General features: G+C 72.1%; 9 protein-coding genes. 4 read left to right on the forward strand and 5 right to left on the reverse strand.

Features of this window, described 5'->3' with window-relative positions; translation table 11 throughout:
- Positions 1–39 precede the first annotated feature (39 nt).
- Positions 40–1,269, reverse strand: a complete 1,230-nt coding sequence (locus ACFSJS_RS18100) for a site-2 protease family protein (protein ID WP_380901579.1) — start codon at positions 1,267–1,269, stop codon at positions 40–42.
- 136 nt (positions 1,270–1,405) lie between these two features.
- Between ACFSJS_RS18100 and ACFSJS_RS18105 the strand changes: the two genes are divergently transcribed.
- Positions 1,406–2,449, forward strand: coding sequence for a RecB family exonuclease (locus ACFSJS_RS18105; RefSeq protein WP_380901581.1), 1,044 nt, complete (start codon positions 1,406–1,408; stop codon positions 2,447–2,449).
- A gap of 8 nt (positions 2,450–2,457) precedes the next feature.
- The gene (locus ACFSJS_RS18110; RefSeq protein ID WP_380901583.1) at positions 2,458–3,132 is read left to right on the forward strand and encodes a response regulator; all 675 of its coding nucleotides are present in this window, start codon (positions 2,458–2,460) and stop codon (positions 3,130–3,132) included.
- An 81-nt stretch (positions 3,133–3,213) separates the two neighbouring features.
- Here the strand turns inward: ACFSJS_RS18110 and ACFSJS_RS18115 are convergent, their stop codons facing one another.
- From ACFSJS_RS18115 to metH, 4 genes are all read right to left on the reverse strand, one after another.
- Positions 3,214–4,803 (reverse strand): ABC transporter substrate-binding protein, encoded by a 1,590-nt coding sequence (locus tag ACFSJS_RS18115; protein WP_380901585.1) that lies wholly within the window; start codon positions 4,801–4,803, stop codon positions 3,214–3,216.
- A 99-nt stretch (positions 4,804–4,902) separates the two neighbouring features.
- The gene (locus tag ACFSJS_RS18120; RefSeq protein ID WP_380901587.1) at positions 4,903–6,501 is read right to left on the reverse strand and encodes an ABC transporter substrate-binding protein; all 1,599 of its coding nucleotides are present in this window, start codon (positions 6,499–6,501) and stop codon (positions 4,903–4,905) included.
- Between the two features lie 385 nt (positions 6,502–6,886).
- Positions 6,887–7,708 (reverse strand): HAD family hydrolase, encoded by an 822-nt coding sequence (locus ACFSJS_RS18125; protein ID WP_380901589.1) that lies wholly within the window; start codon positions 7,706–7,708, stop codon positions 6,887–6,889.
- Positions 7,709–7,805: 97 nt separating this feature from the next.
- Positions 7,806–11,363 (reverse strand): methionine synthase, encoded by a 3,558-nt coding sequence (gene metH / locus ACFSJS_RS18130; protein WP_380901591.1) that lies wholly within the window; start codon positions 11,361–11,363, stop codon positions 7,806–7,808.
- A 222-nt stretch (positions 11,364–11,585) separates the two neighbouring features.
- Here metH and ACFSJS_RS18135 point away from each other — a divergent pair, with 222 nt between their 5' ends.
- On the forward strand, positions 11,586–12,350 hold the full coding sequence (locus ACFSJS_RS18135) for an IclR family transcriptional regulator (protein WP_380901593.1): 765 nt from the start codon (positions 11,586–11,588) through the stop codon (positions 12,348–12,350).
- 355 nt (positions 12,351–12,705) lie between these two features.
- Positions 12,706–13,479 carry an MIP/aquaporin family protein gene (locus ACFSJS_RS18140; protein WP_380901595.1) on the forward strand — a complete coding sequence of 258 codons (774 nt, stop codon included), beginning with the start codon at positions 12,706–12,708 and terminating at the stop codon, positions 13,477–13,479.
- Positions 13,480–13,501 lie beyond the last annotated feature (22 nt).

Here is a 13,501-nt window from a genome sequence, read left to right on the forward strand (position 1 = left end):
GGTCCGTAATCGAGGTCCCCGGGGCCGGGCCGGGGCGGCTCAGGAGGGGGTGGGCTTGGCCATCGCGGCCACGAAGGCCCGCTCGACGTCACCGGCCGAGAGCACCCCGTAGACCTCGTCGTTCTCCTCGACCACCAGGTACTCGGTCGCGGGGGCGGCCCGCAGGTGGTCCAGCAGCTCCTCCCCGGCCAGCCCCGCCCACACCCGCATGCCCTCGGTGATGTCCTGGGCGAGGGTGCTCACCGCCACCCAGGGGCGGCGGTGCCCGGGCACGCCGGCGATGGCGGACTCGCGGACGATGGCGACCGGGTCGCCCTGGCCATCGACGACCACCAGGGCGCGGGCTCCGGCCTCGTTGGCGCGGCGCAGCGCCTCCGACAGCGGGGTGTCGGAGGCCACGGGCACGGCGCGGCGGGTCAGCGCGCGGGCGCTCAGCTCGGGCAGGCGCTCGCGCAGCCGGGCCATCCGCAGGCTGTTGCCGGCCCCGGTCCAGATGATCGCGGCGAGGATCGCGGCCAGCAGGGCGTCGATCAGGGAGTCGCTGCTGCCGAAGCCCTCCCCGGTGTACCCGCCGGCGTAGCTGAGCAGCGGCATCCCCACCAGGACGGCGATGGCCAGCGCCCGGCCCGTCCAGGCCGCGGCGACGGTGCCGGCCATGGGCCTGCCGCTGAGCTTCCAGATCACCGCGCGCAGCATCCGGCCGCCGTCCAGGGGGAGGCCGGGCAGCAGGTTGAACGCGGCGACGATCAGGTTGGAGACCATCAGGCCGGCCAGCAGCACCGCGGGCACGGTGCCGGGCTCGACCGCGAACAGGGCGAGGTAGAACAGCCCCGACAGGACCAGGGAGAGCAGCGGCCCGACGAAGGCCAGGACGAACTCCCGGCCGGGGGTCTCCGTCTCCTTCTCGATCTCCGAGACGCCGCCGAAGAACTGCAGCTGGATGCGGCGGACCGGGAGCCTGAAGCGGAGGGCGGCGACGGTGTGGGCCAGCTCGTGGACCAGGACGGAGGCGTAGAAGGCGACCGCGAAGAACAGCGACACCAGGTAGCGGGCGCCGCCCAGCTCGGGCAGGACGCGCTCCAGCTGTCCGCCGAAGACCCAGGTGATCAGCGCGGCGACGACGAACCAGCTCGGCGCGACGTAGACGGGCACGCCGAAGGGGCGGCCCATGAGGATGCCGCCGCCGCTCTCGCGCGGACGCCTCGGCCTGCCGCCCGCCGCCGGGCCGGAGCCGGGCTCCTGCCGTCCGCTGTTGTCCGCGTCCGCCACGGGTTCCCCTCGTAGAAGGTGCCCTCGCGCCCGCCGGTGCTGCCCCCGCGGCCGTGCGGTGCGAGGGGGGTGCGAAGGGGTACGCCACCGATGGTAAGCGGCGGCGTGTCGGTGCGGGGTCGTAGGGTCGTGGTCCATGGTCTCCCATCCGGCACCCGGCGCGGCGTCCTCGCAGGCTTCGCCGCCCGACTCCCTGTCACCCTCGCGAGCGGCGGACTTCATGCGGTGCCCGCTGCTGTACCGCTTCCGGGTGATCGACAGACTGCCCGAGAAGCCGACCCCGGCGGCCACCCGGGGCACGGTGGTGCACGCGGTCCTGGAGCGGCTGTTCGACGCCCCGGCCCGCGAGCGCAGCGCGCCGCGGGCCCGGGCGATGGTGGCCCGGGAGTGGGAGCGGCTGCTGGCCCGGCGCCCGGAGCTGGCGGAGCTGTTCACCGGCGACGCGCAGGACGGCGGCGAGGGCGCGGCGGACGGCGCCGAGCTGGCCCGCTGGCTGGCGCAGGCCGAGGAGCTGGTGGAGCGCTGGTTCTCCCTGGAGGACCCGACGCGGCTGGAACCGGCCGAGCGCGAGCTGTTCGTGGAGGCGAGGCTGGAGTCGGGGCTGCGGCTGCGCGGCATCATCGACCGCGTGGACGTGGCGCCCACCGGCGAGGTGCGGATCGTCGACTACAAGACGGGCAGGGCCCCCCGTCCGGAGTACGCCGCCGACGCGCTGTTCCAGATGAAGTTCTACGCCCTGGTGCTGTGGCGGCTGCGCGGCACCGTCCCGCGCCGGCTGCAGCTGGTCTACCTGGGCAGCGGCGACGTGCTGACCTACGACCCGGACGAGGGCGACCTGCGCGGCGTGGAGCGCAAGCTGCTGGCCCTGTGGGACGCCATCCGGCGCGCGACCGAGACCGGCGAGTGGCAGCCGAAGCGGGGGCCGCTGTGCGGCTGGTGCGCCCATCAGGCGCTCTGCCCGGAGTTCGGGGGCACTCCCCCGCCGTACCCGCTGATGATCCAGCCCCGGCTGCCGTACGACCTCCCCGACGGGCCCTCGGAGGGTGTCCCGCCCGCGGAGGGCGGCGGCCCGGAGGCGGGCACCGGGGGCGGCGCGGGCGGTGCGGCCCGCGGGGCCCGGGAGCGGAGGCCGGGGTCCGCTGGGCGAGAATGGGACGGCCCAGGTCCCACGCCCCGTTAGGAGTTCCCGTGGCAATCCGCGTCCTGCTGGTGGACGACCAGCCACTGCTGCGCACCGGTTTCCGGATGATCCTGGAGGCCGAGGGAGACATCGCCGTGGTGGGTGAGGCCGGAGACGGGCTCCAGGCGCTGGAGCAGGTGCGGGCGCTCCAGCCGGACGTGGTGCTGATGGACGTCCGCATGCCGCGGATGGACGGCGTGGAGGCGACCCGGCAGATCACCGGTCCGGCCAAGGACGGTCCGGCCAAGGTGCTGGTGCTCACCACGTTCGACCTGGACGAGTACGTGGTGGAGGCGCTGCGCGCGGGCGCCTCCGGCTTCCTGCTCAAGGACGCCCCCGCCGCCGAGCTGGTGCAGGCGATCCGGGTGGTGGCCGCCGGCGACGCCATGCTGGCCCCCAGCATCACCCGCCGCCTGCTGGACAAGTACGCCGGGAAGCTCCCCTCGGGCGAGGAGCAGGTGCCCGACACCCTGGGCACGCTCACCGAGCGCGAGGTGGAGGTCCTGAAGCTGGTGGCGCGCGGCCTGTCGAACGCCGAGATCGCCGCGGACCTCTTCGTCAGCGAGACGACGGTGAAGACCCACGTCGGGCACGTGCTGACGAAGCTGGGCCTGCGCGACCGGGTGCAGGCGGCGGTGTACGCCTACGAGAGCGGACTGGTGCGGCCGGGCGCCCAGCAGTAGCGGCCCCGCGCGAAGCGGCGGCCCGGTGCCGTCCCCGTGCGGGGCGGTACCGGGCCGCCGCGGTGCCGGCGGGGCCGCGGGTCAGCCCTCGGTGCCCTTCTTGATCTCCCAGAAGCGGAAGACGGTCGAGGCGTCCAGCGTCCACTCCAGACCGGAGACGTCCTCGTGCGCCACGGCGTACTGCTTGCCCTGCCAGACCGGCAGGAACGGCACGTCGCGGGCGACCGCGTCCTGGACGGCCTCGAAGTCCTCGACGGTGGCGGCCCGGTCGCCGATCCCCGCGGTGCGCGGCAGCAGCTCGGAGGTGATCCGGCCCGCCTCGTAGCCGTTGCGCAGCACGTTGTCCTTGCCGAAGAAGGGCGCGGTGAAGTTGTCGGCGTCGGGGTAGTCGGGCACCCAGCCCTTGACGTACACGCCGTACTTGCCCGCGTCGATGTCCTTCTCGTACTGCTCCAGCTCCACGCTCTTGACGTCGGCGTCGAACAGGCCGGAGGCGTTGAGCTGCTGGGCGATCTCCTCCAGCTCCCGGATCTTGGCGGGCCCGTAGCGCACCGGGGTGCCCCACAGCGTCAGCTCCACCTTCTCGGTGATGCCCTCGGCCCGCAGCGCGGCCCTGGCCTTCTGCGGCTGCGGGCGCTCGCCGTAGGCGTCGAAGAAGGCCGTGTTGTGGCCGGTGATCCCGGCGGGGACGATCGAGTACAGCGGCTCGGCGGTGCGCCGGTAGACGTCGCGCACCAGCGTGGAGCGGTCCAGCAGGTAGGCGACGGCCTGGCGGACGCCCTTCTTCCCGGTCACCGGGTGGTCCATGTTGAACACCAGGTGGTGCACCTCGGCACCGGTGCCCTGGACGACCTCGATGCCGTTCTCGCCGCCGGCCGCCTCCAGGTCGGCGATGTCCTCCATGGCCAGACCGCGGTAGGCGAGGTCCACCTCGCCGTTCTGCAGGGCCTTCTTCAGCGCCGCCTGGTCGCCCCGGAAGAACTTCATGGTCATCCCGGAGTTCTGGACCTCGGCGGGCCCGTCGTAGTCCGGGTTGACGGAGAAGACCGCCTCCTCCTCCCCGTAGGAGTCCAGCCGGTAGACGCCCGAGCCGACGGCCTTGCCGTCGGTGCGCAGTTCGTCGGCCGGGTAGGACTCGCTGTCGACGATCGAGCCGGCGCCGGAGGCGATCTTCTGCGGGAAGGTGGCGTCGGGCCGGTCCAGGTGGAAGACCACGGTCCGCTCGTCGGGGGTGTCGATCCTCTCGATGGTGGAGAGCATCACGGCCGGGCCCTCGGGGTCGTTGATCCGCAAGGTCCGCTCGAAGGAGAACTTCACGTCCTGCGAGGTGAGCGGGGTGCCGCTGGTGAACTTCAGCCCGTCCTTCAGGGTGCAGCGGAACACCTGGCTGCGGGAGTCGGTGAAGGCGCACTCCTCGGCGGCCTCGGGCTGCGGCGTGCTCCCGTCCTTGGGGAAGCTGAGCAGCGACTGGAAGACGTTGTTGAAGACCAGCCAGGAGCCGGGGTCGTAGCCGGAGGCGGGATCGACGGACAGGACCTCGTCGGTCATGCCCATCACGATCCGCCCGCCCTGGCCGGCGTCGGCGCTCTCCTCCTCACCGCATCCGGCGAGCAGCGCGGCCAGCAGGCCCACTCCGACCGGAAGCGCCCCCCAACGAGCCGTTTTCCTCACGTGTCCATCCCATCCGTGACCTGTTCGACTGCTCCTGCCCCCGTTTCGCGCGGCGGCCGTGCGGCCCGGGACCACTCCCGGAGCCGCACGGCCGCCGCCTCACACCTGCACTCCGCGCCCCAGTTCCCACAACTGCAGGACCGAGGCTGAGTTGAGCGCCCACTCCACGCCCGTGATGTCCTCACGGGCGGCGACGTACTGCTTGCCCTGCCACAGCGGCAGCACCGGGACCTCCTTGGCGACGATGTCCTGGGCGCGGATGAAGTCCTCCACCGCCGTGTCGCGCTGGTCCTTCACCCGGGTCCGCGGGATGAGCTGCTCGCGGATCTCGCTGTTCTCGTACGGGGAACCCAGGAAGTTGTCCTCGCCGAAGAAGGGCGCGACGAAGTTGTCCGGGTCGGGGAAGTCGGGGAACCAGCCCATGCCGTAGATCTGGTACTGCTGCTTCCGGGAGGTGGGCAGGTACGTCTTCCACGGCACGCCCTTGACGGTGGCCTTGAACAGCCCCGTCGCGTTGAGCTGCTTGGCGAGCGTCTTGAACTCCTTCTCCGTGGCGGGCCCGTAGTGGTCGGTGGTGTAGGTGAGCTCGACCTCGACCGGGGTCCGGACGCCGGCGCGCTCCAGGGTGGAGCGCGCGGCCTTCGCGTCCGGCTCGCCGTAGGCGTTGAAGAAGGAGTTGTGGTGGCCGGTCAGACCGCTGGGCACGATGGAGTACAGCGGCTCGGCGGTGCGGTCGTACACGTCGCGCACCAGCTCGCCGCGGTTCACGACCTGGGCGATGGCCTGCCGCACGGCGGTCTCGCCGACGGTGCCGTCGTCGGTGGCGAAGACGAGGTAGCGGATCTCCTGGCCGGACATCTCGACGACCTCGACGCCGTCGTCGCGGTCGCTCTCCAGCCGGCCGATCTGCTCGGGCGACAGGGTGCGGTTGACCACGTCGACGCTGCCGTCGCGCAAGGCCTCCTCCAGGGCACCGGAGTCCTTGAAGAAGCGCAGCTCGACCCGGTCGTTCGCCGGCTCCACCCCGCCGCGGTACTTCTGGTTGCGGGCCAGTACCACCTTGCCGCTGTCGGCGTCGAAGGACTCCAGCACGTACGGCCCCGAGCCGGCGATCTCGTACCCCTCCAGGAGCCCGTCGGCCGGGTAGACCTCGCTGTCGACGATCGCCGCGGCCGGGGTGGCGAGCTTGTAGGGGAAGGTGGCGTCGGGCTTCTTGAGGTGGAAGACCACCTCCCGCTCGGAGGGGGCCTCGACGCGGTCGAGGTTGTCCAGCAGTGACGCCGGACCGCCCGGGTCGTCGATGCCGGTCATGCGTTCGAGGGAGAACACCACGTCCTCGGCGGTCAGGTCGTGACCGTTGGAGAACGTCAGGCCCTCGCGGAGGGTGCAGCGGTAGCGGGCGCTGCGCTTGTCGGTGAAGCCGCACTCCTCGGCGGCCTCCGCCTCCGGCTGGTTGCCCGCGCGGGGCAGCCTGAGCAGGGTCTGGAAGGTGTTGCGGAAGACGTTCCAGGTGCTGACGTCGTAGACCGCCGCGGGGTCGAGCGGAGCAGGTGTCTCCGCCGTGGCCGCAATGCGGTCGGTGGTACCGACAACGATCGCTCCGCCGTTTCCTCCCCCGGCGTCCTCGCCGCCGCAGGCGGCCAGGAGGGGAGCGAGCAGGCCCACCACGGCGGGCACTACCAGCGTCTTACGGTTCATCGGTGACGGTCTCCTTGTCCGGCCGGGTTGTTGCCGAATTTCTGGCCGGGGCACAGACATTAGCCGCCGTGAACTCCGCCACTCGCACGGGTCGGCGCCGCGGAATTATCACGCTCCGATAGCACGGTCACACAATCCGATAGCCGGACACGGAGACAATCGCTCTGAACTGCCGCAACAGGGACATCCGCCGGCTTCGAAAAGGGGCGAAACGCCTCCGCGAGCCCGGCGGACGGCGACCGCCGACCGTCCGGGGGGTGACAAACATCACGCGCTCAACTGCTGGATGAAAAGCGGGAATTCAGCCACGGCATTCGTCACGGATAATGAGCGGGCCGCTGCTCACGGTCCCAACTGTATTCACCATGCAGCGATCCCCGCACGCTCAGTGCCCGGCCGCCACCAGCGAGCGGAGGAAGGACAGGTCGACCTCCTCCAGGGACGGCACGACGGTGCGCCCGGCGGCCGGTTCGATCGGCGCCACCGACGGCACCGCCACCACCGGGCAGCCCGCCGCCTCCCCCGACGCCACCCCCGTGGCGGTGTCCTCCACCACCACGCAGCGGGCCGGGTCCGCACCCAGGCGGGCCGCCGCCGCCAGATAGGGGTCCGGGTACGGCTTGGTCCTCTCCACCTCGTCGCCCGCGATCGTCAGGGCGAAGTGCTCCGGCCCCAGCGACACCAGCATCCGGTCGATCACCTTGCGGTGGGACGCCGACACCAGCGCCGCCGGCACACCGTGCGCGGCCAGCTCCGTCAGCAGCCGCCGGGCGCCGGGCATGAGGTCCACGCCCCGCCCGACGCGCTCGATGAACCGGGAGTTGAGCACGGCCGTCAACTCCGCCAGGGAGATGTCCGCCCCGGTGGCCTGAATCAGGTACGTCGCACTGCGGCTCATCGGCCCGCCGACCACCACCTCGCGGTACTCCTCGGCCAGCTCGTACCCCAGCTCGGCGAACACCTCGACCTCGGTCTCCCACCAGAAGCCCTCGGTGTCCACCAGGGTGCCGTCCATGTCCAGCAGCACCGCCTGGAGTACACCGGCCGGAGCCTTCGGGACGGCGGCGCGGACCGCCGCGGGCGCCGACGGCTGTCTGCCGCCGGCCGCCACGGACCCCGCCGCCGGCGCCCCGCCGTCGAACGCGGGGGTGGGCGCGTCGCCGTCGAGGGCGGGGGGAACGTCGGCGCGGGAACGGGAGCGGGTCATCCGTGTGCCTCCTGAAGGGACGCGAAGGCCGGTCGGCCACCCCGAGGGGTGGCCGACCGGCCTGTACCGGACAGATCAGTGTACGTCGGTCAGCCGACTACCGCGCGTTGAAATACTTCGCCTCGGGGTGATGGAGGACGATGGCGTCGGTGGACTGCTCGGGGTGGAGCTGGTACTCCTCGCTCAGCTTCACCCCGATGCGCTCGGGCCGGAGGAGTTCGGCGATCTTGGCGCGGTCCTCCAGGTCCGGGCAGGCCCCGTAGCCCAGGGAGAAGCGGGCGCCGCGGTACTTGAGGGCGAACATGTCCTCGATCGCCGCCGGGTCCTGCCCGGCGAAGCCGAGTTCGGCGCGGACGCGGGCGTGCCAGTACTCGGCCAGTGCCTCGGCGAGCTGGACGGACAGGCCGTGCAGCTCCAGGTAGTCGCGGTAGGCGTCGGCGGCGAACAGCTCGGCGGTGGCCTCGCCGATGCGGGAGCCGACGGTGACGACCTGGAAGCCGACGACGTCCCTCTCGCCCGACTCCTCCGGGCGGAAGAAGTCCGCCAGGCACAGCCGGCGGCCGCGGCGCTGGCGGGGGAAGGTGAACCGGCAGCGCTCGGATCCGGCCTCGTCCAGGATCACCAGGTCGTCGCCCTGGGAGTGGCAGGGGAAGTAGCCGTAGACGACGGCCGCCTCCAGCAGGTTCTCGGTGTGCAGCCGGTCCAGCCAGCCGCGCAGCCGCGGGCGGCCCTCGCTCTCCACCAGCTCCTCGTAGGAGGGGCCCTCACCGGTGCGGGGCGCCTTCAGCCCCCACTGCCCCTTGAACAGCGCGCCCTCGTCCAGCCAGCTCGCGTACTCCTTGAGCGGGATGCCCTTGACGACCCTGGTGCCCCAGAAGGGCGGGGTGGGGACGGGGTTGTCGACGGCCACGTCCGAGCGCACCGGCCCGGTCTCGGCCGGCTCCTGTACCGCTGTCGCCGTGGCCTTCACCCGGCGTTGGCGCAGTTCGGGCAGTTTCGCGCCGGGCACGCCGCGTTTGACGGCGATCAGGGCGTCCATCAGCCGCAGCCCCTCGAAGGCGTCACGGGCGTAGCGGACCTCCCCGTCGTAGATTTCGTGGAGGTCCTGCTCCACATAGGCGCGGGTCAACGCCGCCCCGCCGAGGATGACCGGGTACTTGGCGGCCAGGTTGCGGGCGTTGAGCTCCTCCAGGTTCTCCTTCATGATCACGGTGGACTTCACCAGCAGCCCGGACATCCCGATCACGTCCGCGCCGTGCTGCTCGGCGGCCTCCACGATCGCCGACACCGGCTGCTTGATACCGAGGTTGACCACGGTGTAGCCGTTGTTGGACAAGATGATGTCCACCAGGTTCTTGCCGATGTCGTGCACGTCCCCGCGCACCGTGGCCAGCACGATCGTGCCCTTGCCCTCGGCTCCCTCGACCTTGTCCATATGCGGCTCCAGATGGGCCACCGCGCTCTTCATCACCTCCGCCGACTGCAGCACGAACGGCAGCTGCATCTGCCCGGAGCCGAACAACTCCCCGACGACCTTCATCCCCGCCAGCAGCGTGTCGTTGACGATCTCCAACGCCGGCCGCTCGGCCAGCGCGGCATCCAGATCCGCCTCCAGACCGACCCGCTCACCGTCGATGATCCGCCGCTTGAGCCGCTCCTCCAACGGCAGCGCCGCCAGCTCCTGGGCCCTGCCCGCCTTCAGGGACGAGGCCGTGGCCCCCTCGAACAACTCCATCAACCGCTGCAGCGGGTCGTACCCCTCCCGCCGCCGGTCGTAGATCAGGTCCAGCGCCACCTCGACCTGCTCGGCGTCGAACCGGGCGACCGGCAGGATCTTGGAGGCGTGCACGATCGCCGAGTCCAGCCCGGCCTTGACGCACTCGTGCAGGAACACCGAGTTCAACAGGATCCGCGCCGCCGGGTTCAACCCGAAGGAGATGTTCGACAACCCCAGCGTGGTCTGCACCCGCGGATGCCGCCGCTTCAGCTCGCGGATCGCCTCGATGGTGGCCACCCCGTCCCGGCGGGACTCCTCCTGCCCGGTGCAGATGGTGAACGTCAGACAGTCGATGAGGATGTCCTCCTCGCGGATCCCCCACTTCCCCGTCAGGTCCGCGATCAGCCGCTCGGCCACGGCCACCTTGTGCTCGGCGGTACGCGCCTGACCCTCCTCGTCGATGGTCAACGCGATCAACGCCGCCCCGTGCTCCCTGGCCAACGCGGTCACCTGCGCGAACCGCGAGTCGGGCCCATCGCCGTCCTCGTAGTTCACCGAGTTGATCACCGCCCGGCCGCCCAGCTTCTCCAACCCCGCCGCGATCACCGCCGGCTCGGTGGAGTCCAGCACGATCGGCAACGTCGAGGCCGTCGCCAGCCGCCCCGCCAGTTCGGCCATGTCCGCCACCCCGTCACGGCCCACATAGTCCACACACAGATCCAGCATGTGCGCGCCCTCACGGATCTGCTCCCGCGCGATCTCCACGCAGTCGTCCCAGCGCCCCTCCAACATCGCCTCGCGGAACTTCCGCGACCCGTTGGCGTTCGTCCGCTCCCCGATCGCCAGGTACGCCGTGTCCTGCCGGAACGGCACCGCCTGGTACAACGACGCCGCCCCCGCCTCCGGACGCGGATCCCGCGCGGCCGGCACCACACCACGCACCCGCTCCACCACCGCCCGCAGGTGCTCCGGCGTCGTCCCGCAGCACCCCCCCACCAAAGACAACCCGTACTCGGCGACGAAATCCTCCTGGGCCTCGGCCAGCCCCTCGGCGTCCAGCGGGAAGTGCGCGCCGTCGGCGGTCAGCACCGGCAGGCCCGCGTTGGGCATGCACAGCAGCGGAATGCGCGCGTGGCGGGACAGGTGGCGCAGGTGCTCGCTCATCTCCGCCGGACCGGTCGAGCAGTTCAGGCCGATCGCGTCGATGCCCAGCGGCTCCAGCGCCGTCAGCGCCGCACCGATCTCACTGCCCAGCAGCATCGTGCCGGTGGTCTCGAACGCCAGCGAGCACAGCACCGGCACCTCCACCCCCAGCGCCTCCAGCGCCCGCCGCGCCCCCAGCACCGCCGCCTTGGTCTGCAGCAGGTCCTGGGTGGTCTCGATCAGCAGCGCGTCCGCACCACCGGCGATCAGGCCCTCGGCGTTGGCCTGGAAGCCGTCCCGCACGGTGGCGTACCCGATGTGCCCCAGCGTGGGCAGCTTGGTGCCCGGCCCCATCGACCCCAGCACCCACCGCACCCGGCCGTCGGAGGCGGCGAAGGAGTCCGCCACCTCCCGCGCGATCCGCGCCCCGGCCTCGGACAGCTCCCCGATCCGGCCGGCGATGTCGTACTCCGAGAGCGCCGCGTGGTTGGCGCCGAAGGTGTTGGTCTCCACACAGTCCACACCCACCGCGAAGTACGCCTCGTGCACCGCGGCCACGATGTCCGGCCGGGTGACGTTGAGGACCTCGTTGCAGCCCTCCAGCTGCTGGAAGTCCTCCAGCGTCGGCTCGGCCGCCTGCAGCATCGTCCCCATCGCCCCGTCGGCCACCACCACCCGCGAGGCCAGCGCCTCACGGAAGGCGGCGACCCGGTTCCGGAGGGTCTCCGGCGGGTCCGCGGGCTGGTCGGCGGCGGGCGTCCGGCCGGAGGCGTACGAGGGCGTCGAGGCTGCCATGAAGGGCTCCCAGGGGTGCGACGGCTGTCGGCTTTGCGTCTTCCATCGGGAAGCGCACCCGGCCAGGGTATCCGTCGGCGCTCCGCGGGGTGCGGGCATTCCGAGACGTGGACTCCGGACAGCGGACGGCTACCACGACATCGGCATGATCCGCTAGCGTTCGACATTGTCGAATGCTGTCTCATGTCCACCGGAGAACCGAACGCGAGGAGAGGTGCGCCGATGGCCCGGACCATCCAGTCGCTGGAGCGGGCGGCCGCCGTACTGCGGCTGCTCGCCGGAGGCGAGCGGCGCCTCGGGCTGTCCGACATCGCCTCCACCCTGGGCCTGGCCAAGGGCACCGCCCACGGACTGCTGCGCACGCTCCAGCAGGAGGGCTTCGTCGAGCAGGACCCGGCCTCCGGCAAGTACCAGCTGGGCGCGGAGCTGCTGCGGCTGGGCAACAGCTACCTGGACGTCCACGAGCTGCGCGCCCGCGCCCTGGTGTGGACCGACGACCTGGCCCGCTCCAGCGGCGAGAGCGTCTACCTCGGCGTGCTCCACCAGCAGGGCGTGCTGATCGTGCACCACGTCTTCCGCCCCGACGACAGCCGCCAGGTGCTGGAGGTGGGGGCGATGCAGCCGCTGCACAGCACCGCCCTGGGCAAGGTGCTGGCGGCGTACGACCCGGTGGCGCACAGCGAGGCCATGGACGCCGAGCGCAAGGCGCTGACGCCCCGCACGGTCACCGAGCCGGACGCCTTCGAGCAGGTCCTGGAGCTGACCCGGGCCCGCGGCTGGGGCGCCGACGTGGAGGAGACCTGGGAGGGCGTGGCCTCCATAGCCGCCCCCGTCCACGACCGGAGGCGGATGCCGGTGGGCGCCGTGGCCGTCACGGGCGCGGTGGAGCGGGTGTGCGCCGACGGGGCGATCCAGCCGCGCCTGGTGGCGGCCGTACGGGACTGCGCCCGGGCCGTCTCCCGCGATCTGGGCGCGGGACGCTTCTGACCCCTTCCCGCGGGCCGTCCGCCCGGAGCCGGCCCCTCCGCCGGCCCGGCGCGTCGTCCGCCCCTCCCCGCCTCCCTCCGGGAGGCCGTCCCGCGCCGGTTCGCGGGTTCCGGCCGCGGGCAGACTCCGAAGGCCCTCGCTGTTCCCTCGGACACGTCCCGCGCACCCTTTGCGGGCATTTGCCCCTTGTGTCGCACCTGCTGGGCGACAGGCCGTCGCCCATGCCCTTGACGGGATGTTCGCCTGGCATAAAACTGCCGTTCGGCGGTCGACAATGTCGAACACCGAACGGAATCGGCCCGCCTCCCCACGTCCTCCATCTGGCTCCCTCCGGACACGAACTAAGGAGTCGCGGGTGTCCAGCTCCGACATATTCCTGGGCGAGACCATCGGTACCGCCGTGCTCATCCTGCTCGGCGGGGGCGTCTGCGCCGCCGTCACCCTCAAGCGCTCCAAGGCCGTCGGAGCGGGCTGGGTCGCCATCACCTTCGGGTGGGGCTTCGCCGTCCTCACCGCCGCCTACATCGCCCTGGGCCTCTCCGGAGCCCACCTCAACCCGGCCGTCACCGTCGGCATAGCCGTGCAGAGCGGCGAGTGGGGCGACGTCCCCCTGTACTTCGCCGGCCAGCTGCTCGGCGCCATGGCCGGCGCCGTGCTGGTGTGGATCTGCTACTACGGCCACTTCACGGCCCACCTGACCGACCACGAGGCCACCGGTGGATCCGGCGCGGCGGACGGGCGGCGCCCCGGCGGCCCCGGCCCGGTGCTCGGGGTCTTCTCCACCGCCCCCGAGATCCGCCACCCGGTGCAGAACCTGGCCACCGAGACCGTCGCCACCGCCGTCCTGGTCCTGGCCATCCTCACCCAGGGGCTCACCGAGGGGCTGGCCCTGTCCGGCACCGGCGTGCTGATCACCGCCCTGGTCGTCGTCGGGCTCGGCCTCTCCCTGGGCGGCCCGACCGGGTACGCCATCAACCCCGCCCGCGACCTGGGGCCGCGCATCGTGCACGCCCTGCTGCCGCTGCCGAACAAGGGCGGCTCGGACTGGGGCTACGCCTGGGTGCCGGTGGCCGGCCCCCTGCTGGGCGGGGCCGCCGCGGGCGGCATCTACCAGCTCGCGTTCGCCTGACTCCCGGAGCACCCCGGCCGCC

This window comes from Streptomyces desertarenae (assembly GCF_042681365.1).
Lineage (GTDB): Bacteria > Actinomycetota > Actinomycetes > Streptomycetales > Streptomycetaceae > Streptomyces > Streptomyces desertarenae.